17 protein-coding genes are annotated in these 20,714 nt (G+C 59.9%); 4 read left to right on the plus strand and 13 right to left on the minus strand.

Annotated features, from left to right (window positions below; all coding sequences use genetic code 11):
* The first annotated feature begins 213 nt into the window (after positions 1 to 213).
* Genes C3938_RS01245 through C3938_RS01255 form a run of 3 tightly spaced genes read left to right on the plus strand, consistent with a single transcriptional unit; the run spans position 214 to position 4,121 of the window.
* Positions 214 to 1,065, plus strand: coding sequence for an HAD-IIB family hydrolase (locus C3938_RS01245; RefSeq protein ID WP_105101465.1), 852 nt, complete (start codon positions 214 to 216; stop codon positions 1,063 to 1,065).
* A 24-nt stretch (positions 1,066 to 1,089) separates the two neighbouring features.
* The gene (locus C3938_RS01250; protein ID WP_105101466.1) at positions 1,090 to 2,313 is read left to right on the plus strand and encodes a glycosyl transferase; all 1,224 of its coding nucleotides are present in this window, start codon (positions 1,090 to 1,092) and stop codon (positions 2,311 to 2,313) included.
* A gap of 53 nt (positions 2,314 to 2,366) precedes the next feature.
* Positions 2,367 to 4,121, plus strand: a complete 1,755-nt coding sequence (locus C3938_RS01255; RefSeq protein ID WP_105101467.1) for a sugar phosphorylase — start codon at positions 2,367 to 2,369, stop codon at positions 4,119 to 4,121.
* Between the two features lie 79 nt (positions 4,122 to 4,200).
* Here C3938_RS01255 and C3938_RS01260 read toward each other — a convergent pair whose 3' ends face one another.
* The 8 genes from C3938_RS01260 to C3938_RS01295 form a co-directional block, all read right to left on the minus strand.
* Positions 4,201 to 5,187 carry an HPP family protein gene (locus C3938_RS01260; RefSeq protein WP_105101468.1) on the minus strand — a complete coding sequence of 329 codons (987 nt, stop codon included), beginning with the start codon at positions 5,185 to 5,187 and terminating at the stop codon, positions 4,201 to 4,203.
* A 24-nt stretch (positions 5,188 to 5,211) separates the two neighbouring features.
* Positions 5,212 to 6,402: an MFS transporter gene (locus C3938_RS01265; protein ID WP_105101469.1), complete on the minus strand. Its 1,191-nt coding sequence runs from the start codon at positions 6,400 to 6,402 to the stop codon at positions 5,212 to 5,214.
* A gap of 174 nt (positions 6,403 to 6,576) precedes the next feature.
* Positions 6,577 to 7,866: a carbohydrate-binding protein gene (locus C3938_RS01270; RefSeq protein WP_105101470.1), complete on the minus strand. Its 1,290-nt coding sequence runs from the start codon at positions 7,864 to 7,866 to the stop codon at positions 6,577 to 6,579.
* A gap of 336 nt (positions 7,867 to 8,202) precedes the next feature.
* The gene (locus C3938_RS01275) at positions 8,203 to 9,450 is read right to left on the minus strand and encodes an MFS transporter (protein WP_105101471.1); all 1,248 of its coding nucleotides are present in this window, start codon (positions 9,448 to 9,450) and stop codon (positions 8,203 to 8,205) included.
* A 91-nt stretch (positions 9,451 to 9,541) separates the two neighbouring features.
* Positions 9,542 to 11,611: a transglutaminase TgpA family protein gene (locus C3938_RS01280; protein WP_105101472.1), complete on the minus strand. Its 2,070-nt coding sequence runs from the start codon at positions 11,609 to 11,611 to the stop codon at positions 9,542 to 9,544.
* Positions 11,608 to 12,627, minus strand: a complete 1,020-nt coding sequence (locus C3938_RS01285; RefSeq protein WP_233998580.1) for a DUF58 domain-containing protein — start codon at positions 12,625 to 12,627, stop codon at positions 11,608 to 11,610. Before C3938_RS01285 ends, C3938_RS01280 begins: the two co-directional genes overlap by 4 nt.
* Positions 12,628 to 12,662: 35 nt before the next feature.
* Positions 12,663 to 13,574, minus strand: a complete 912-nt coding sequence (locus C3938_RS01290; protein ID WP_105101473.1) for an AAA family ATPase — start codon at positions 13,572 to 13,574, stop codon at positions 12,663 to 12,665.
* 101 nt (positions 13,575 to 13,675) lie between these two features.
* On the minus strand, positions 13,676 to 14,860 hold the full coding sequence (locus C3938_RS01295) for an O-succinylhomoserine sulfhydrylase (RefSeq protein WP_105101474.1): 1,185 nt from the start codon (positions 14,858 to 14,860) through the stop codon (positions 13,676 to 13,678).
* Positions 14,861 to 14,908: 48 nt separating this feature from the next.
* Between C3938_RS01295 and C3938_RS01300 the strand changes: the two genes are divergently transcribed.
* On the plus strand, positions 14,909 to 15,151 hold the full coding sequence (locus tag C3938_RS01300) for a hypothetical protein (RefSeq protein ID WP_105101475.1): 243 nt from the start codon (positions 14,909 to 14,911) through the stop codon (positions 15,149 to 15,151).
* A 198-nt stretch (positions 15,152 to 15,349) separates the two neighbouring features.
* Here C3938_RS01300 and purF read toward each other — a convergent pair whose 3' ends face one another.
* From purF to accD, 5 genes are all read right to left on the minus strand, one after another.
* Entirely contained in the window at positions 15,350 to 16,837 is a 1,488-nt protein-coding gene (gene purF, locus C3938_RS01305) for an amidophosphoribosyltransferase (protein ID WP_105101476.1), read from the minus strand.
* A gap of 68 nt (positions 16,838 to 16,905) precedes the next feature.
* The gene (locus C3938_RS01310) at positions 16,906 to 17,403 is read right to left on the minus strand and encodes a CvpA family protein (RefSeq protein WP_105101477.1); all 498 of its coding nucleotides are present in this window, start codon (positions 17,401 to 17,403) and stop codon (positions 16,906 to 16,908) included.
* A gap of 188 nt (positions 17,404 to 17,591) precedes the next feature.
* Positions 17,592 to 18,266 (minus strand): SPOR domain-containing protein, encoded by a 675-nt coding sequence (locus C3938_RS01315; protein WP_105101478.1) that lies wholly within the window; start codon positions 18,264 to 18,266, stop codon positions 17,592 to 17,594.
* 40 nt (positions 18,267 to 18,306) lie between these two features.
* A complete protein-coding gene (gene folC / locus C3938_RS01320; protein WP_105101479.1) occupies positions 18,307 to 19,551 on the minus strand; it encodes a bifunctional tetrahydrofolate synthase/dihydrofolate synthase in 1,245 nt (414 codons plus the stop codon).
* 239 nt (positions 19,552 to 19,790) lie between these two features.
* Positions 19,791 to 20,645, minus strand: a complete 855-nt coding sequence (accD, locus tag C3938_RS01325; RefSeq protein WP_105101480.1) for an acetyl-CoA carboxylase, carboxyltransferase subunit beta — start codon at positions 20,643 to 20,645, stop codon at positions 19,791 to 19,793.
* Between the last annotated feature and the right edge of the window lie 69 nt (positions 20,646 to 20,714).

Below are 20,714 nucleotides of genomic sequence, written 5' to 3' on the forward strand. Positions count from 1 at the left end.
CGGCCACCAAGAGCACCAATCCGGTGCACACGAGATTGCTTTCTCCAACCAGCTCCCCACACCGGGGCACGAGAACAATAACCGGGCGCCAATCCGACCAGCGCAGGCACCGCCGTGGCTCACTTTCCCGCGACTGGCACTATTTTTGGATTACCTAACCGAAAAGACGCACAGTTTCGCAGCGTCACCCGATGAATCAGCCCGCGAGTCCGAATGACGCAGACAATGCAGTCACAGGTGCAATGGCTAATCGCCACAGACCTGGACGGTACACTTCTCGACCATTTCACCTATTCCCACGGCGCAGCTGACAGCACGCTGCACGCGCTCGAGGCGGCCGGAATCCCGGTCATCCTCAACAGCAGTAAAACCCGCGATGAAATGCTGTCGCTGCGACAATCCCTGCACAACCGCCACCCGTTTATTGTCGAAAATGGCTCGGCGATTTTCATCCCGCAGGGCTACTTCCCACGGAAACCTGAGCACGCCCGGGAAGAATCAGGCTACTGGATCGTTGAGCCCGGCGCGGCGCGGCGCGATATTCTCGACTTCCTGCACAGGGACCGCGCCAGCCACGGCGCCACCTACCTCAACTTTGCCGCCGCATCGCCCGCGGAAATTGTCGCCGCCACCGGCCTCACGCTCGCGGAGGCAGAAAAGGCGAACCAGCGAGATTACTCTGAGCCGCTGCTGTGGCTGGGCGATGAAGCGCAGAAGCTCGCGTTTATCGCCCGCGCCAATGCCGCCGGATTTGCCACCCTGCAGGGCGGGCGTTTCCTGCATGTTATCGGCCAGACCGACAAGGGCGCGGCAACCACTCTGCTGAAAAAACTCTACCAGCACACCAGCAATCGAGAGTGTCGCCTGATTGCCAGCGGCGACGGTCCCAACGATCTGGATATGCTCAAGGCGGCGGATATTGCCGTCCTGGTGCGCTCTCCCGCACACCCACTACCCAGGCTGGCGAATCACCGCGATCTCATCATCAGCCGCGAGACCGGCCCGCAGGGCTGGGCAGAAGCGATACGGCAAATATTCTCCCGCCAGGCCCAACACCTGGAATAATGCACGCAATACAGGAAACACAACGTGACCGACTTTTTCCAGAATGGCGACATCACGACCCTGCACAACCTGTCCAACCGCAGCCTTGAGGATATGGAAGCGGACCTGCTGCGCTTCTCACAGCAGCGCCCCATGTCGCTGCTGCTGCCATCGCTCTACTCGGAACTCGAAGGCGAAGCACTGCCGCGTATTCTCGAGATTCTCGCCGAGGTACCCTACCTGTCGGAAATCGTAATCGGCCTCGACCGCGCCGATGAATCCCAGTACCGCGATGCCCTCAAACAGTTCAGCGTATTGCCACAACATGTGCGCGTATTGTGGAACGACGGCCCGCGCCTGCGCGAACTGGACGCGCAGCTGCAGCGCGACGGTATCGCGCCCACGGAAGCCGGCAAGGGGCGCAATGTGTGGTACTGCCTGGGTTACATTCTCGCCTCGCGCCGCGGGGAGGCCATCGCCCTGCACGACTGCGATATTGTGACTTACGACCGCATGATGCTGGCGCGCCTGTTCTACCCGGTGGCCAACCCCAACTTCAACTACGAGTTTTGCAAAGGGTATTACTCCCGTGTCGCCAACGGAAAAATCAATGGCCGCGTGTGCCGCTTACTGGTAACCCCCCTGATTCGCACCCTCAAAAAAATCTACGGCCACACCGCGTATCTCGAATATATGGACAGCTTCCGCTATTCCCTCGCCGGAGAGTTTTCCTTCCGTCGCGATGTGATCAACGACCTGCGCATTCCCAGCGACTGGGGGCTGGAGATCGGGGTACTGTCGGAAATGCATCGTAATTACTCCACCAATCGCCTGTGCCAGGTGGACATCGCTCACGCCTATGACCACAAGCACCAGGATGTCTCCTTCGACGACGAACACTGCGGCCTGTCGAAGATGTCTATCGATATCGCCAAATCCTTTTTCCGCAAACTTGCCACCCAGGGCACAGTGTTCTCGTCGGAAACCTTCCGCAGCATCAAGGCGACCTATTTCCGTGTCGCGCTGGATTTTGTCGAGACCTATCGCAACGATGCCATCATCAATGGCCTGAATTTTGATATTCACAAGGAAGAACAGACGGTGGAGCTGTTCGCCAGCAATCTGGTGAAAGCGGGCCAGGCCTTTCTGGAAAACCCGATGGAGACCCCTTTCATCCCCAGCTGGAACCGCATCACCAGTGCCGAGCCCGGCTTTTTGCAGCAGCTGCATCAAGCCGTGGAGGAGGATTACGAGGAGTACAACGTCTGATCCGTGTTGCTTGACTAACGTAAAAACAAATATAGGACCGACCGGGGGAGACCATGAACCAGAACAGTGCATCACTGCCGATCGAGGAGGTACTGCACCAGAAGGTGGTGGACCATCTTCGTTTCATCTATCCGCAGATGGAAGTGGAGCCCATTGCCTTTGAATTGATTCGTCTTATGCGACTGGATGAAGACTGTCAGAGCCCCCTCGCGCATAAAAACCTCTGGGACCAGACAGATATCGCGGTCATCACTTACGGCAACAGCATTCTCAACGACAATCAGCCACCGCTGAAAACCCTGCATCACTTCCTGCAGGCCCACTTCCCGATGCTGATCAATACCGTGCACATCCTGCCGTTTTTCCCCTACACCAGTGACGATGGCTTTGCGGTCTCCGCCTACAAACAGGTCGATCCGAATCTGGGAGACTGGAGCGATATCCTGCGCATCAGCACCGATTTTCACCTGATGGCGGATCTCGTGATCAACCACTGCTCAGCGCAGCATGACTGGTTCATCAACTACCAGGAAGGGACCGATCCCGGTAGCGATTTTTTTGTGGAGGTGGACCCGAATGAAGACCTCAGCAGGGTGGTTCGCCCGCGGGTGACGCCGCTGCTGCGCGCCACCGACACCCCCACTGGCACCAAACATGTGTGGTGCACCTTCGGTCACGACCAGATCGACCTCAATTTCTCCAACCCGAAAGTGCTGGCAAAAATCGTCGACATCATCCGCCTGTATCTGGACATGGGTGTGCGGATCTTCCGTCTCGATGCGGTGGCCTTTATCTGGAAAACACTCGGTACCAACTGCCTGAACCTGGCGGAAACCCATGAGATCGTGCGCCTGCTGCGCACTCTTGTCGAACACGCCAATCCCAACGCAGTGATCATTACCGAAACCAATATCCCCAACCGGGAAAACCTGTCGTACTTCGGCAACGCCAACGAGGCGCACTGCATCTACAACTTCTCACTGCCACCGCTGCTGGTGTACACCCTGGTGGCCGGCAATTGCCGCTACCTGAAGAACTGGCTGATGAGCATGCCGCCGGCCCAGAACGGCACCACCTATTTCAATTTTATCGCCTCCCATGACGGCATCGGTCTGCGTCCGGTGGAGGGATTGTTGGACGACAGTGAACAGGAAGCACTGATCCAGACCATGGAAAACTTCGGCGGACAGATTTCCTGGCGCGCACTGGACGACGGCAGCAGCAAACCTTACGAAATCAATATTTCACTGATCGACGCGTTGAAGGGCACCACCGCGGGGGAAGACGAATGGCAGTTACCGCGTTTTATCTGCGCGCACGCCATCATGCTCGCACTGGAAGGCATCCCGGCGTTCTATCTGCACAGTCTGGTGGGTACCACCAACGATTACGAGCGCATGAAAGAACACGGCCACAACCGCGCCATCAACCGCCGCCAGTGGCAGGAACAGGAACTGAACGAAAAGCTGGCGGATCAGAGCAGTCACCATCACCGGGTTTTTCACCAGCTGCGCCGGCTGATCCAGCTGCGCCGCGAACAGCCGGCCTTCCACCCCAACGCCACCCAGTTCACCCTGCATCTTGGCGACCAGATCTTCGCCTTCTGGCGCCAGAGTCAGGACCGGCGTCAGAGTATTTTCTGCCTCAACAATATCTCCGACCAGACGCAGACAGTCTCGCTCAATGCCATCAATCTGATCGGTACCGACCAATGGAAGGATCTGGTAAGCAACGCCATGTTCGACGATATGCTGGCCACGGTAACCCTCGATCCCTACCAGACCATGTGGATCAGTAATCGGTGGTGAACGAGAGAAAATTGGTTCGGTGGCGGTGCCGATATCGGCACCTTCTCGGATAGTTCTCGGCGATTAACAACCCGCGAACTTATTTCAGATGCTCTTCGTCGATACTTTCGGCGGACTTTACCCAGTGGCCATTTTTCAGGGTCACTTCGAAGCGCGCCCAACGGCGGAAATCATCCCGCAGGCAGATACCGGTATCGTAGGCGCCGTCGCCAGCCAACACCTTGTAGATCACCCGGTCCTGTACCGGAGGTGGTTCGCCGGACTCATCGACGACCTGGCGCACACTCCACAAGCGCCCCAACTTGCCGTTGCTGTAACAGCGCCCGGCCACGATTTCTTTCGGATGCACTACATTGCGCTCCGCATGCTGCTTGGCCAGCTCCAGCAGCTCAGTCAAACCTTCCGCGGTGATATCCACGAACGAATCCTGCTCCTGAATGGCCGCGGCAAAATCTTCCTGGGTGATTTCTGTTTCCCGGTGAGAGGGTTCCGCGACAACCGCCGGTTTCGCTCGCCGCCCCAGATGCACAGGATAGCGTCGCCAGGCAAACAGGCTGTTGAACAACACCGCCACCAACAGAATCAGCAGCACGTTGGTAAGAATCGGCACCAGCAGGAAATCAAAACCCAGCTGGTACACCGCATCGCCTCCGGTGACGGCGGTGAGCGCGGTGGCGCCGCCGGGCGGATGAATGCAACGCAGGTAGTACATGGTCGCAACCGCACCGCCCACCGCAAGCCCCGCCGCGAGCGTCTGGTGCTCAATCAGCTTGTGGCAGATCACCCCGATCAGCGCGGAAACCAGATGCCCGCCTACCAGAGCCCATGGTTGCGACAGCGCACCGTGGGGTACCGCGAACAACAGCACAGCACTGGCGCCCATGGAGGCGATGAGGAAAAAGCTGGTGGATATGTCGATCAGCCCTGCGCTCAACGCGCGCTGTGTCGCCCAGAACACACAGGCAATAGCCAGTGCGGCACCCAGCGCGGAAATGAGTTTTTCGCGGTGACTGGTGTTGTTGCGCTCGATGCCGAGATAAGCGCGAAGTTCATGAAGAAAACCCAAGCAATCCCCCGAAAACCACTTCGTTTATGCCGTGACACCAGGCGCGGAGACTTTGCCCCAGCGCACCTCATTGCCGGCGGCAGGCAACGCCGGAATATTCTGCGCTAACAGCAGTGAGCCCGCGGCCATGAAGGCGCCGCACCAGAACACCGCCGCTGGAGATACCAGCCACAGCAGGCCAAACGCCACAGGGATAATCACTGCGGCAATATGATTGATGGTGAAACTCACGGCAGCGGAAGAGGCAATGTCCCGCTCATCGACAATTTTCTGAAAATAAGTCTTGATGGCAATCGCCATGGAGAAGAACAGGTGATCGACAATGTAGAGGGCCGCCGCGGCGGTGGCGGTCTCTACCAGTGCGTAACCGCCAAACACGACAATCAGCCCGATATACTCCACCGTCAGCGCACGACGCTCGCCAAAGCGCACAATAAACCGGCCAATCTTGGGTGCCAGGTACAGATTCAGCAGGTGATTGACGATAAACAACTGCGCCACTTCCGCCACGCTGTAACCGAATTTTTCCACCATCAAAAAGCCCGCGAACACCACAAAGATCTGGCGGCGCGCACCGCTCATGAAGGTGAGCGCGTAATAGAGCCAGTAGCGTTTACGCAGGATGATTTTCTTGTGCTGCACATGGGGCTGAGGAAACGCGGGAAACGCAAACCACAGCGCGGACACCAGCAGTACCGTGAGTCCACCTCCAATCAGGTAGATCCAGGTGTAGTCCAGTTGTAGTTTTTTCGCCGCAAGCCACACCAGGCCATAGGCCGCGAGCGAGGCAAACGATCCGGCGGCCATGATCCGCCCCAGCCATATGGCCGACGTTTCCTTCGGCAGCCACTGCAGCGCCAGGGATGTTTTCAGGGCTTCGTAATAGTGAAACCCGATGGACATCAGCAGCGTGGTACACAGCAGGCCGAGTGTGGAGGGAAAGTAGCCGGTAATCGCCACACCGGCGCCGGTGGCGATAAGGGAGATGAATGCAAGCCGCTGTTCACGTACCAGCAGCAGCACAAACACCACGGTAAAGGCGAGAAAGCCGGGAATTTCCCGCACACTCTGCAGCAGCCCGATTTCCGCTCCAGTGAACTGAGCCCGTTCAATCACGAAATTGTTCAGCAGCGCCTGCCAAACGCCGAAAGACAAAGGCATGGCAAGTGCCAACAGCAGCAGCAGAATTTCGGGGCGGCGCCAGGACTGGGGCATGGGGGGAAACTCCGGGTAGAGAACAGCAATATCGCCACATCGGCGACAGATTCAAATCATCTGAAATGCAGACGGGGACAGCCATTGCAGCCATCCCCGTACGAAGGGTGTCAGTTTACCGAAAACAGGCTAGTCCACCTAATTCGGCACTCTGACAGATCTGACCAACGCCCATCAATCCTGGCGCAGGGTGCCGATCGGAATAGGAATGTCAAAGTACTCCGCACCGGTCCCCATTCCGCTCTCACAACTGTTGGGCGGCAGCGTACAGGCGTTGCGGGTGGATGGGCACTCGGCAGCCCAGAACATGTACCCCAAAAAGCCATTACTGCTGCCGGCACCGTTGGGCTGAACGTTCTGCACAAATTCGCCCTTCGCCAACTGGGTGGAGTTGAGGAAATCCACACAGTTTTCATTGGGTTGATTGCCATCGGTCAACCACATGCTCACTGCCACCTTGGCCGGAGCCTTGGGGAGAATCGGCGGGTTGTAATTGAACTTGCCGTCCACGTGCTCCTGCCACTGATCGGTAGTGGGCTCGCCGCGGGGTACCATGGCATTGATGTAATCAAGTTTGCCGTTCGGCAGCCAATCCGCGGAAGCGCGGCGGCTCAGCTCCTGCAGATAGCGATTACCTACCGCGAGATCCATCGTCAGGACACCACCGCCACTCAGAGAGCGATAGGTATCGATAAAGGTCTCGATGCCGGCGAGCTGATCGGCACTTGGTGTGCCGTTTTCCCAGTCGATCTCAAACCCGTCCAACCCCAGATCCAGTACCGCCTGATGTGAGGCCATGGCCAGGCCTTCGGCATCAGTAACAAGCGCAGTATCCCAGGCATCGGTGTAGGTCAGCCCCCCCATGGACACCATCACCCGGATACCGTGCGCCTTGAAATAATCGACCACGTCACTGGTCATTCCCCGCGGAATACCATTCAGGAAATTCTCATCGGTGGTCTGGTTCAACAGTTTCATGGGTTCCAGGAAACTCAGTATCACCAGATTGACCGATGGCGTTCCATCCCCGCGATCGATGATCCAATGGTTGGCCTGATCAAACTCGGCGCCCGGCGCGGTGTCCCTCGGCTGGCTCCAGTCACAGTAGTGGTTACCACAGTGCCAGACACCATAAATGGACATCGGCGTGCCGCTGCCTCCGGAGGAGGAGCCACCGGAAGATCCGGAGGACGAGGAAGAGGAGCTGCCCCCCGAGCTGGACGATGAGCCGCCGGTGTCACAGGCACCCAGAACAACCCAGGGATCACCTTTGGTCGGCTGGTTCTTGGTGGTGGCAGGCGCAATGGCTTCATAAGCGGTGCCATTGAGCTGCACCTGATCCCCGGCCTGGTAGCTGGTCTGCCGGCTCCACTCTGGCAAGCCCGAGCAGTCGAAAGCAAAACCCGGTACAGCGAGGAATATTCCCAGGCAGGTGAGGATTACCGCGGTTACATTTTTGAGCATCTTGTTATCCTTTTTCTTTTTCAGCTTTGACCATTCCGACAAATGACATAAATCACCATCTGCGCTTGATCAGGTAGGCGGCCCAACAGGTTGTATAACCACCCAACTTCAAAACCTGTCAGGTCATGGCGAAAAAAACTACCAAAAAGATCGCCAATCAAAAGTTAGAATGTACCAACAAGCGGTGCAACCCGCCCGCTGGGTAATTCCATCTGCAAGCCGAAAAAATATTCAATTTGAGAGAAGGGTCTCACTTCCCATCCGCAAGAAAAGGCGCAAAAGAACGGTTATACACTCGGGTCAATGACTGCGGATGGATACTGCTTGGCGGGACGCTCAGTCGCTGGTATCGCCCCCTATACGTAGATGTCTCAGGGCCCCACTGGCGGAGACAAGTAACAGCGCCATAAAACTGAGAATCCCAGCCCACAGCAACGTAGTCAGAGGGGCGGCATATTCGCTGATCACACCGGCGGCCAACGCACCGATGGCTGCAGAGCCGAACAGGGACAGCTGGTAGATGGAAATGATGCGGCTGCGAACCTGCTCTGGAGCCAGCAACTGGACAATAGCGCGCCCCAGACCGGCAGAGGCCGCAGCCACCGCGCCCCAGCAGGCGCACAGCACCATCAGGCCAAAGGGCGTGGGACCAAAGCTGATAGCAACCAGCAGTACGGCACTGTACAGCAGGCACATCAGCACCCCGCGGCCGGGCTGGTTGCCTTGCCCCCGCCGCAACATGGTTACCGTCGCAATCACCGTACCCACCACAAACGCGATCTGCAGGCTGGCGTAGTAGCTGGCACCGCGTGCATAACTCTCCGCCATCAGCGGCAGCACCACCAGAAATACGCCGATATGTACCAGGCCGTTAAATCCCACCACCAGCACCAGTTCCAGAATTGCGCGATTCCTGCGCACCTCGGCAAACCCCTCCAGCAGCGCCGATGGCAGCCTCTGCGAAGGCTTTTCCGGAGCGGGGCCTGAGTGGCGCATGGAGAAGAAAAATAACGCGGCAACTGCGAGGGTACACACCTGGATCAACAGCAGCAGTTCCGCGCCCCAGTAATCGAAACGACTCGCCAGCAGCATACCCACCGCCTGCCCGCCATACTGGGCCAGCATCATCCAGGTCACGGTGTGTTGCACCCGCGCCTCGCTCAGCCGGGCGGTGCCGTCCCGCGGCCTGCGCGCACAGCGTTGTACCAGATTATCCCGCGCCGGCTGCAGAAATGCGGTGCAGATACCGAGGCTGACACCGTAGGCGAGCAACAGTATCAGGCTCGGCACCCGTTGCAGAAGGTATACGGCCAGTAGCGCATGGCACAGCGCCAGCCCCACACAGGACAGTGCCGCCACCCGCGCCGAATCGAAGCGGTCGGCAAGCGCGCCACCGAACAGCAGAAATACGAGATTTGGCAGCAATACCGAAGCCTGTACCCACCCCAGTTGCAGTGCCGGCAAGTCCACCAGGGAAACGGCAATCCACGGCAACAGGATCACCTGCAGGCCGGTGGCGAGTGAGGTGCCGCTGTAGCCGAAAAGGAAGGTTCGCAGTCGTGCCGCCAGTGCGGGAAATGCCATTGCTGAATCCGGGGTCGGGTTTGCGCGATGCGCCAGTGCCGCGTTGTGGGTGGCGCCGGGGCCGCCCGAGGGGGCGCTATTGTCACACAGATTACACGGTTGTGGGGCGTGCCCGTCGCAGCGGCCAGAACCGTCTCAGTAAGCGCCGCAGCTGGCGCTCGGCCGCAGTATTGTCGCCGTAGGCGGCGCGCTCGTAGGCCAGGGTGATCCGTCGGGCCATAGGCCCCAGTCGCGGTACTTCCCGCTCGATACGGCGAGCGTAATCTCCCGGCGCCTCACCGGGGTTGCGGGCGAATCCCGCACGTGCCATGCGCTGGCAAAAGCGCAAATAGAGACGGCTGTGCATGGGCAGTGCAGGCCCCCGGCTACTGAAGTGCAGCCACAGCATCAACAACGCCAGAGCAAGGATGACCGGCAACCCCAGCAGCAGCGTCAGGCGCAGGGGGGATACCTGCCCCAGCAACCGGGTCAGCAGCCCCTGCTGACGCTGCTGATCAAAGCTCACCACGGTCTGGTACCAGCGGTAGTTGATCATGTCCCACTGCAGGCGCAGGCGGGTGATGAACGCGATCTTGTGCAGTGGTATCAGCGCGTCCTGCATGAATTCTTCGGCGGCAGCACTCTGCAGTCCGTCGCGGATACGCTCCGGCGCCACCGCGGCAGTGGGATCGACGCGCACCCAGCCTCGCCCCGCGAGCCATATCTCGGCCCAGGCGTGAGCGTCGTACTGTCGCACCAGCAGATAGCCCTGCTGCTCCACCCACTCACCGCCCTGATAGCCTGCCACCACCCGTGCCGGCACACCGGCGGCACGCATGGTGAACACGTAACTGCTGGCGAAGTGCTCACAGAAACCCTGACGGGTGGAAAACAGGAATTCGTCAACCGTATCCGCTCCCAATACGGGTGGGCGCAGGGTATAGGTGAAACGGCGATGGTAAAGGTCCAGCAGCGCTGCGGAAATCTGCTCGGCACTCAGGCCTTCGTCGAGCCGCGCCCGCGCCCAGGCGCGCGCTTCCGGGTTTCCGTCGCTCGGCAATTGCAGATGTCGCCGCTGCTCCGCCGCACTCAGCGGCTCGTTGCGTACCAGGCTCTCCCGCGGCCAGGAACGCACATCGTAGGCGAGACGGCTACCCACCGGCATGCGGTAAACGAGAGTGTCGTCACCCGTGGCACTGACCCCCTCCGTCTCCGAGTGCGGGCGCGCCAGGGAAAACAGCCAGGGAGTGTGACTCGCCTCCTGAATCACCTGATAGCGATAGCGCGGGCCCACGGCCGGTAGTGTCTGCTCACTTTCTGCCGGTTCGCCGGCGTCGTGAAAACGACCGCTGCGCCCACGGCGCCAGCCGGCGTAGTGCCGCTCCAGATCCGGTTCACTCCAGCGACGGCCGTCGAAGCGGGTGTACACCAACCCGCGCCAGTACCGTTGCTCAGGAGGGGGCAGGGGGCCGTCGAAGGCGATGCGCAGGGCGGGTTTGTCGGATTTGGACAGTTCGCTGAAATCCCCCGGGCTCATGGAATCACTGATGCCGGTGGACGCCTTGGCGCTGTTCTGCGGCACCGCCCACAGTGGTCCCAGGCGCGGCATCACCACAAACAGCACCAGCATGACCGGCACCGCCTGCGCCAGCAGTTTTGCCGACAGCCCCAGCGCCCTCCCCGGGCGTGCACTACCCCTGCCCTGCTGGGCCGCCAGCGCCGCGGTGATCAGCACCACGCACAATATGCCGTAGAGGGCATAGGGTATCGTCTGCTCGAATATAAACAGGGTGGCGGCGAGGAAGTACGCCAGCATCAGGCTCAACAGCGCGTCGCGCCGGCTTACCAGCTCAATGTTTTTCAGGGTAAATGACACCGCCAGCAGTGCCACCATGGGTTCCAGCGCAAACCAGCGCCGGTAAGTAAGCACCAGCCCCAGCACGGCGAGCGAGACCGCCAGCAGTTTTACCAGGCGCCCGGGCATTTCGCGGCGGCCACGAAACACTTGAAGACGCCAGTAGACCGCCACCGTCCAGGCCCCCAGCAGCCACAGCGGCAGATGGGCAAAATGCGGTAGCAGTACCGCCAGCTGCGCGGCAAAGATCCACAGCAGGCTCTCTCGCGGCAGCAGGGACTGCAGCTGGCTATGGCCGTGGGGGCTATTGCTTTGGGCGGGACTCACGCACCGACTCCCTGCACCGGGAACAGCGCCAGCAGGCCAAGCAGATGGGACTTGTGCGCACCGCCGAGACCCGGAGCAACGGTCTGGCCGGGAAGACGCAGGCCATAGGGTATCTGCGCGCGCTCGGCGTCCACTATCCACGAACAGAGATTGCTGAGACGGGTTTCCACATCGCGCCCCGCCAGCAAGTCCCAGTCGAGCCACAGGCGCGCGTCGCTGCCGGAAGCGTATTCCTTGCTGTAGAGATCGCGACCGCTGGCATACTGCTTCCAGGCTACATGGCGCAGAGAGTCACCGGGCTGATAGTGTTTGAGACCGGCGAAATCGTCGCCGCTGGAAGAGTGCGCCAGCTCCTGGTCCCCTTCACCTGCGTTCGCGCCCAGCGGCAGTGGCCCCGCGGATTTCGGCTGCGGGTAGACCAGAAATTCCACATCCAGGTCCACCCAGCTCCAGCAGCGGAACAATCCGAGCGGAAAACGGCTCTCCACCAGAATGCGTGGCGCGCGTACCCGGCCGCGCCGTACCAGCGGCAGATCGAGGCGGATCTCGCGACCATCGCGCCCGGCCGCCACATCCACCAGTGCACCCTCCTCCGGCGGCCACGCGAGCCGGATCCGCTCGTGAAAGCGCTTGCCGGTTTTCGTGAGCCGAATACGCGCCTGGCCGTAATCGCCGGCAAACGCGGGCTCGGCCTCCACCAGCTGCAATTTCAGTCCGGAGAGATTGGCAAAGGTATGCACCGGCAGCACCACAAACAGGCCCGCCAGCAAAAAGGCGAGAGCAAATACCAGATTGTTTTCGTAGTTGGTGCCGAGTAACCACAGCAGCGTGACCACCAGTACAAAACCCATACCCGCGAGGGTGGGAATGACAAACAGCCTGCGGTGGTTGAGAACAACACTGGCAGAGGCCGGAGCGCGGCGATCCAGCCAGCGGAGCCAGCGTTTGCGGAACAGGCGCGGAATCCGGTTGTCGTTGGCGGAGTTGCTGCGAGTGGTGGCAGTTTTCTCGAGCACGCTATTCACATCCTTTCTTCATCGCCCCGGTGATATCAAGCGGCGATGATATCGACCTGATGCATCATCCGCTCCACCAGCTGCGTGCCGTCGCCGCCGTCCGTCTGCAGACGGTGGCCGGCAACGGCGGGCAGGACGGCCTGCAGATCTTCCGGCAGCAGGTGACCGCGGTTATGAATCAACGCCCAGGCGCGGGCGGCGTGCAGCAGTGCCAGCGCACCACGCGGCGACAGACCGACCGCACATTCCGGGCTGTGACGGCTGTGCTGAACCAGTCGCTCCAGATAGTCGAGAAGGGACTCGGATGCCTTGACCTGACCGACAAGCGATTGCAGTTTTTTCAGCCCCTCGCTGTTGATACGCGGTTTGAGCTGGGCAAGCTGGGCACGCGGGTCGACGCCCTGAAACAGCGCCCTTTCCGCTTCACGGGTGGGATAGCCGAGGCTGATGCGCATCAGGAAACGGTCGAGCTGGGACTCCGGCAACACAAAAGTGCCGGACTGTTGCAGTGGATTCTGGGTGGCGATGACAAAGAAGGGTTCCGGCAGTGGGCGGGTTTCACCGTCGACACTGACCTGGCGCTCTTCCATCGCCTCAAGCAGCGCACTCTGGGTTTTGGGAGAACTGCGGTTGATTTCATCCGCCAGTAAAAGCTGGCTGAACACCGGGCCCTCGTGAAAACGGAACTGGCCAGACTCACGCTCGAAGATGCTGACGCCGAGGATATCGGCCGGGAGCATGTCACTGGTGAACTGCACCCGTTTATAGGAAAGACCGAGAACCTGCGCGAGCGCGTGCGCCAGCGTCGTCTTGCCCATGCCCGGCAGGTCTTCGATCAGCAGGTGCCCGCGGGCCAACAGGGAGGCCAGAGCAAGTTTTACCTGATGTTCCTTGCCCAGCAGGACCTTGCCGATATCGGCGACGATGGCGGAAATAACTTTTTGCACGGCTAATCCATTACTGCTCGGTTTTTCTTCAATAGCTAATGATAGGCCCGCAGTGAGCGGGCACTATCCAGCAAGCCACATTCCGCGCCATTGTGGCCCTATTAATCCAGCGACGACAAGCCTCGCGCCAGATCGGCTTTCAGGTCTTCAGAGTTTTCCAGACCCACCGAGATGCGGATCAGGTTTTCGCTAATCCCCGCTTTCGCCTTGTCCTCTTCGCTCAAGCGACCGTGAGTGGTAGTGGCCGGATGCACGATAGTGCTCTTGGCGTCGCCGAGGTTGGCGGTAACCGAGAAGATCCTGCACGCATCGATCACCTTCCACGCCGCCTCGCGCCCACCCTTGACGGTAAAACTGAACACCGCACCAAAACCCGATTGCTGGGCAGCGGCAAGCTGGTGGTTGGGATGGCTGGGGAGACCGGCGTAATTCACTTTTTCCACCTGCGGCTGCTCGTTCAGCCACCAGGCAATATCCAGTGCACTGCTACAGTGGGCGCGCATGCGCAAATTGAGGGTCTCAAGGCCCTTCAGAAATACCCAGGCATTGAACGGGCTCATGCTCGGGCCACAGGTGCGCAGGAAGATGACGATCTCATCCATCACCTCTTTCTTGCCCACTACCACACCACCCACGCAACGCCCCTGACCGTCGAGGAATTTGGTGGCGGAGTGCACGACGATGTCGGCGCCGAGGTCCAGCGGGCGCTGCAGTGCCGGCGTGCAGAAACAGTTGTCCACCACCAGCTGCGCACCGGCGCTGTGGGCGAGATCGGCCATTGCTCGGATATCCGCGACTTCGCACAGGGGGTTGGACGGGGTTTCCATAAACAGCAGCCTGGTATCGCCATCCAGCGCGTCTTTCCACGCCTGCAGGTCGGTGAGATCAACGAAGGTGACCTTGACGCCAAACTTGACCATATAGCGGGTAAACAGCGCGGTGGTGGTGCCGAACACACTGCGGGAACAGATGACCTTGTCACCGCTTTTCAGCAGCGCCATGCACAGACTCAGGATCGCAGCCATGCCACTGGACGTGGCTACCGCGGCCTCCCCACCTTCCATCGCGGCGATGCGCTGTTCGAACATGCGCACGGTGGGGTTGGTGTAGCGCGAATAGACATTGCCGGGGGATTCCCCGGAGAAACGCGCGGCGGCTTCTGCCGCGGAGGGAAAGACGTAACTGGAGGTGGTGTAAATTGGCTCTGAGTGCTCGCCTTCCGCCGACCGGCTCTGGCCTGCACGTACCGCCAGCGTCTCCAGTGCGTAGCCGTCGTCTTCAAACATGGATTAACCGTCCCGGGTCTGTGTGATTGGAGCCGGTAATCTTAACCCATGAAGCTGAAAGTGTTGGAACAGGAAGTTCAAATGCTCAAGATGGATAAAAAGCTACAAAGCAAAAAACTACAAATCGAAGGCAGAGTGACGGGGATTCGTTTTCAAAAGCGTCGCAAACAGGGATGTTTGCGACGCAGCGTACAGGGATGTATTCCCAGCGGTTTTGAAAACGAATACCCGGCGCTTTGCCGCCACTGCGGGGAACTACGGAGTAACTGGGGGGTGCGGCTAGCTACGTAGCTAGTTTCTTGGCGACACCGCTACCGATAGGCCATTGCGAGACACGCCGTGAACCCATCCCTGGGGGCTCTTCCGCGAGGTCCCTCTCGCGGAAGGTCTCGCAATGGCCTATCGGTATCGATGCCTTCGCATTGCCCTAAAACACTTCGGCTCACCGATTGGTGGGCCGAAAGCTTGGGGGATAAACGGAGTTACAAATTACATTGAGCTCTGTTTGCCCTTGGTTTCCTTTGCATTGTCATTGCGCGCGGCATGCAGGCTGTTGAGGTATTCCTCGGTTACATCGCCAGTGATGTACTCACCGTCGAACACGGAATTCTCGAACTGTTTGATCTCGGTGTTGCCCTCGCCAGAGGACACAATCAGATCTTCCAGCTCCTGGTAAATCAGCCAGTCCGCACCAATTTCCTCGCGCACTTCTTCCGTGGTGCGACCGTGAGCCACCAGCTCAGTCGCAGACGGCATATCGATACCGTACACGTTGGGGTATTTCACCGCAGGAGCCGCGGAAGCGAAATACACCTTGTTGGCACCCGCATCGCGCGCCATCTGGATAATCTGCTTACAGGTAGTGCCGCGCACAATGGAATCGTCCACCAGCAACACATTCTTGCCGCGGAATTCCAGCTCGATCGGGTTCAGCTTCTGACGCACAGATTTTTTGCGCTGCTTCTGGCCCGGCATGATGAAGGTGCGGCCGATATAGCGGTTCTTAACCAGACCCTCACGGAACTTTACGCCCAGACGGTGTGCCACCATCTGACCCGCGGAGCGGGAAGAGTCCGGGATCGGGATGACCACATCGATATCGTGATCCGGGCGCTCGCGCAGGATTTTTTCCGCGAGGTGCTCGCCCTGACGCAGGCGCGCCTTGTGCACGGAAACACCGTCCATAATGGAATCCGGACGGGCAAAGTAAACGTGCTCGAAAATACACGGGCGCAGCTGTGGGTTTTCCGCGCACTGCTCGGAGTGCAGGGTGCCATCCAGCTCGATGTACAGACACTCACCCGGTGCCACATCGCGCACCAGGGTGTAGCCCAGCACGTCCAGCGCCACGGATTCGGAGGCCACCATATATTCCGGGCCATTTTCCGTTTCGCGCTTGCCGTACACCAGCGGGCGGATACCGTTGGGATCGCGGAACGCCACCACACCGTAACCGACAATCATTGCCACACAGGCATAACCGCCGCGCACGCGTTTATGCACCGCGCGCATCGCGGTGAAGATGTCTTCAGCTTTGGGTTGCAGTTTGTGCTGCTTGTGCAATTCGTGGGCAAATACGTTCAGCAGGACTTCGGAATCGGAGTCGGTATTGATGTGGCGCAGGTCCTGCTGGAAGATTTCCTCGCTCACCTCTTTCACGTTGGTGAGATTGCCATTGTGGGCCATGGCGATGCCGTAGGGGGAGTTGACGTAAAACGGCTGAGCCAGCGCCGGGCCGGAACTGCCGGCCGTGGGATAGCGCACATGGCCGATACCGAAATTGCCGGTAAGGCGCTGCATGTGCCGCGCGCGGAACACGTCGCGCACCAGACCGTTTGCCTTCTGCTGGTTCAGGCGGTCACCATCACAGGTAACGATACCGGCGGCATCCTGACCCCGGTGCTGCAACATGGTGAGCGCATCATACAACTGCAGATTGACGTCACTCTTGCCAACGATTCCAACGATGCCACACATACTTCAGATAACCCCAGTCGTTTCGAAATGGTCAAAGTGATCGCGTGCTGCCTCCCGCAGACCGGCGATCAATCAAATTGCCCTGCGAAGAAATCCTTGATCGCACCTGCCGCTTCGCGCGCGCGATCTTCAAAGGTGAGAAAGCGAGGTATCAGCGTCGATTCCTGCCACCACTTGTCCTCATTCACCGGCGCCAGCGCCGGGGCGAAGATCAGCAGTGCCATCACGATGATGCCGCCACGGAACAGACCAAACACCATACCCAGCACCCGGTCAGTTCCGGAAAGGCCTGTGGCCTCGACGAACGCAGACAGAGTCATGTTCAGGCCGGCACCGGCCAACAGGGTAGCGATGAACAGAATGGCAAAAGCGGCAATGGCCTGTAGTGAAGGCGTATCGACGAGGTTGGAAAGGAGTGGTGCCAGCTGGTCGCGGAACATCATCGCCACCACAAATGCGGCCACCCAGGTGAGCAGCGACAGGACTTCGCGCACGAAGCCTCGGCCGAGGCCGATCAGCGTGGAAATGGCGACAATTGCCAGAATGGTCCAGTCAGCCCAGTTCATTCAACCCTACCTGCTACGCGGCGGCCGCCGCGAAGAGCGCGCATTCTAACGTACCGGCCCGGACCAGTGAAGCCGTTCACCAAATCCTGTGAACCTGGGAGGATCTTTGCGGACTGGTGGGTCGAGCCCACCGCTCGGCCCTCGGCGCGCAAAGATGGAATGGTAGGGTCCCGACGAAGACTGTCGTATCAGGCTTTATAGCGCAGGATCAGAGTATCGGCCTTGAGCAATTTGTCCAGCTTCTGCTTGTCGGCCTGGGCATCTACACGGCTCAGCTTGGGCCCCACAAACACCCGTACAAAGCGGCCTTTCGGGGTGTCCACGGCACGGGTGTAGGCGCGGAAACCGGCATCCAGCAGTTTTCCACGCATGCGCTCGGCACTGTTTTCATCTTTATAGGCAGCGACCTGCACGACCCAGCCCTCAGGCAACCCCTGCTCATCCAGTTGGGTCTTCTCCGCCGGCAGCTGTGGCTGCCTGTCTGCCGCAGCCGTTTCCGGCTCTGCCGGTTCGGGCTCAGCCTTCGTCTCCTGAGCCAGGGAAATGGCTTCCGGATCCGGCGCCGGCGTTTTCTGCTCGACAAACTCCGGCTGAAACACTTCGTTAACCGGCGGTGCCGGCTCGATGTCGGTTACCGGTTCGGGTTCGGCGATGGTAATCGGCTTGATATCCGGCGCGGGAGGAATCTGACTAGTCACATCCACATAGCGGGCACCCTCCCGATCGAACAGACTGGGCAGGAAAATCACCGCCAGCGCCGCCAGCACCAGCGCCCCCACAATGCGCTGCTTGACCCCGTCGTTCAGACGGCGGCGGGGGGCGCGGGAAGAAGCGGAGTAGGAGTCATTGTCCCGACTGGCCATGCTGGTGTTCTCTCAAAGTGCTTGTGCAAGGTGGCCGCCGCTACCCGGTAACGGTCAAGGCTTCCGCAACGGTAAAGAAAGAACCGAACACAAGCAACCTGTCATCCCTGTCCAGAGCCGCCACCGCGCGCGACAGCTGCCCCGCAACCGGTTCACACAGACCTTCGACCCGCCCCGAATCGACACCGCCAGCGGCGAGCCCTGCCAGCAGTTGCCCGGCACCTGCCGCGCGGGGGTTGCCCGGCAGCAGAGCCGGATACCAGTAGTCAATATGCCCGACCAGCGGCCCAATCAGCCCGCCAATGTCCTTGTCCGCCATCACCGCCACCAGTGCCAGGGTGCGACCGGAGACCGGGTGACGGACCAGCCAGTCCGCCAGATATTCGGCGGCCGCCGGATTGTGTCCCACATCCAGCACCAGCTGGTGTCCCCGCCACTCAAGAGACTGACAGCGCCCCGGCATCCGCAGGTTCTCCAGAACCTCGCAGACCCGATCCGCACCCGGCAGTTCGCCGGCAATGGCCAACGCGGTGACGGCCGCCGCCACACTGGCCGGCGGCAACTGCAAGTCCGGCAGACCGATTTCCAGCTCCGGCTCCGCATGCAACTGGTAATGCTTGTGCAGCAGCGAGTACTCGCGACCAATAAAGAAGCTTTCACAGCCGAGATCCCGCGCCGTATCCACCACCGACGCCGGTGGTTTCGGGTCTGCGCACACAAACGTCTTGCCCGCCCGCAGAATCCCCGCCTTCTCGCGACCGATCACCTCGCGGTCACTGCCGAGCCACGCCTCGTGATCCACCGCCACGCTGGTGATGATCGCAATATCCGCATCCACCAGATTCACCGCATCCAGCCGCCCACCGAGTCCCACTTCCAGCAGCGCAAACTCCACACCCGCCTGCTTGAACAGCCAGAACGCGGCCAATGTGGTGAACTCGAAATACGTCAGACTCGTCTCACCTCGCGCCTGCTCCACCGCCTCAAACGCCTCGATCAGCGCCTCATCAGAAACCTCTGCACCGCCAATCCGCACCCGCTCATTAAAGCGCAGCAGATGCGGCGAACTATAGGCACCCACGCTGTGATTACCCGCAAGTAGCAGCGCCTCCATAGTGCGCACGCAACTCCCCTTGCCGTTAGTACCACCCACGGTAATCACCCGGCGCGCCGGCGCTTCCACATCGAGTGTGCGGGCAACCGAGGAGACGCGCTCCAGGCCGAGTTCGATTTCCGTGGGATGCAGTTTTTCCAGGCGGGAAAGCCAGGATTGGAGGTCGCGCATAGGATCACCGGTAACTTATCAGGTGAAGGGATTTTAGCTGGGAACGAACAATCGACCGAGTTGGATCGAAGTTCTTAACTCGAAGTGAAGGGAGCGATGCCAGTGGGGGCCTTGCAAGACCTTCACCGCCATGGATGGCGGTGCAGAGCCCCCATGGATGGGTTCACGGCGTGTCTTGCAAGGCCCCCACTGGCAGCGGTCCCGCCACTGAACTTGCAGTAGGCGGGACAAAAAGGAAATTAGTTATTGGAGAGTTTGCCCAACAGACGGCTCACGGTATTCCGCATATCGTGACGCGGAATAATCATGTCGATGGCACCGTGCTCCAGCAGAAACTCCGCGCGCTGGAAACCTTTCGGCAGTTTCTGGCGAATGGTCTGTTCGATGATATTCGGGCCGGCAAAACCCGCGCGGGCACCCGGCTCCGCCGCATTGATATCGCCAAGCAGTGCCAGCGACGCAGACACACCACCGTACACCGGGTCGGTCATGATCGAAATGTACGGCACACCCGCCATGCGCAGCTTTTCCAGCACCGCCGACGTTTTCGCCATCTGCATCAGCGAGATCAACGCCTCCTGCATCCGCGCGCCACCGGTCGCCGAGAAACACACCAGCGGAATCCGCTCTTCCAAAGCACGCTGGGCCGCGCGGGTGAATTTCTCACCCACCACATAACCCATCGAACCACCGTGGAACGCAAACTCGAACGCCACCGCCACCAGCGGCTTGCCTTCCAGCAGTCCCTGCATCGCGATCAGCGCATCTTTCTCGCCGGTCGCCTTCTGCGCCTGGGTCAGACGCTCCTTGTACTTCTTCACATCCTTGAACTTGAGGCGATCCACCGGCTCCACGTCCGCCGCCAGCTCCTCGCGATGCTCCTTGTCCAGAAACATGTCCAGGCGACGGCGCGCACCGATCCGGAAATGGTGCTCGCACTTCGGGCACACATCGAGATTGCGCTCCAGTTCCGGCAGATACAGGGTGGAATCGCACTTCACGCACTTTTTCCACACACCTTCCGGTACCTTGCTGGCACCGGCGCGGCGCTCGGTGCGGATCACCGAGGGGACAATTTTTTCTAACCAGCTCATTCTGTTTCCAAATCCGATATCTGATGCTTGCTGAATTCGTTCGCTGCCGGGCCAATACGCCCGTATCTG

Source organism: Microbulbifer pacificus (assembly GCF_002959965.1).
GTDB classification, from domain to species: domain Bacteria; phylum Pseudomonadota; class Gammaproteobacteria; order Pseudomonadales; family Cellvibrionaceae; genus Microbulbifer; species Microbulbifer pacificus_A.

Bases quoted from the DNA above. Each gene is read 5' to 3' on its own strand.
- accD (WP_105101480.1), bottom strand. From the start codon at position 20,645: ATGAGCTGGTTAGAAAAAATTGTCCCCTCGGTGATCCGCACCGAGCGC.
- C3938_RS01275 (WP_105101471.1), bottom strand. From the start codon at position 9,450: ATGGCATTTCCCGCACTGGCGGCACGACTGCGAACCTTCCTTTTCGGC.
- purF (WP_105101476.1), bottom strand. From the start codon at position 16,837: ATGTGTGGCATCGTTGGAATCGTTGGCAAGAGTGACGTCAATCTGCAG.
- C3938_RS01265 (WP_105101469.1), bottom strand. From the start codon at position 6,402: ATGCCCCAGTCCTGGCGCCGCCCCGAAATTCTGCTGCTGCTGTTGGCA.
- folC (WP_105101479.1), bottom strand. From the start codon at position 19,551: ATGCGCGACCTCCAATCCTGGCTTTCCCGCCTGGAAAAACTGCATCCC.
- C3938_RS01310 (WP_105101477.1), bottom strand. From the start codon at position 17,403: ATGAACTGGGCTGACTGGACCATTCTGGCAATTGTCGCCATTTCCACG.
- C3938_RS01270 (WP_105101470.1), bottom strand. From the start codon at position 7,866: ATGCTCAAAAATGTAACCGCGGTAATCCTCACCTGCCTGGGAATATTC.
- C3938_RS01295 (WP_105101474.1), bottom strand. From the start codon at position 14,860: ATGTTTGAAGACGACGGCTACGCACTGGAGACGCTGGCGGTACGTGCA.
- C3938_RS01255 (WP_105101467.1), top strand. From the start codon at position 2,367: ATGAACCAGAACAGTGCATCACTGCCGATCGAGGAGGTACTGCACCAG.
- C3938_RS01245 (WP_105101465.1), top strand. From the start codon at position 214: ATGACGCAGACAATGCAGTCACAGGTGCAATGGCTAATCGCCACAGAC.
- C3938_RS01315 (WP_105101478.1), bottom strand. From the start codon at position 18,266: ATGGCCAGTCGGGACAATGACTCCTACTCCGCTTCTTCCCGCGCCCCC.
- C3938_RS01300 (WP_105101475.1), top strand. From the start codon at position 14,909: ATGAAGCTGAAAGTGTTGGAACAGGAAGTTCAAATGCTCAAGATGGAT.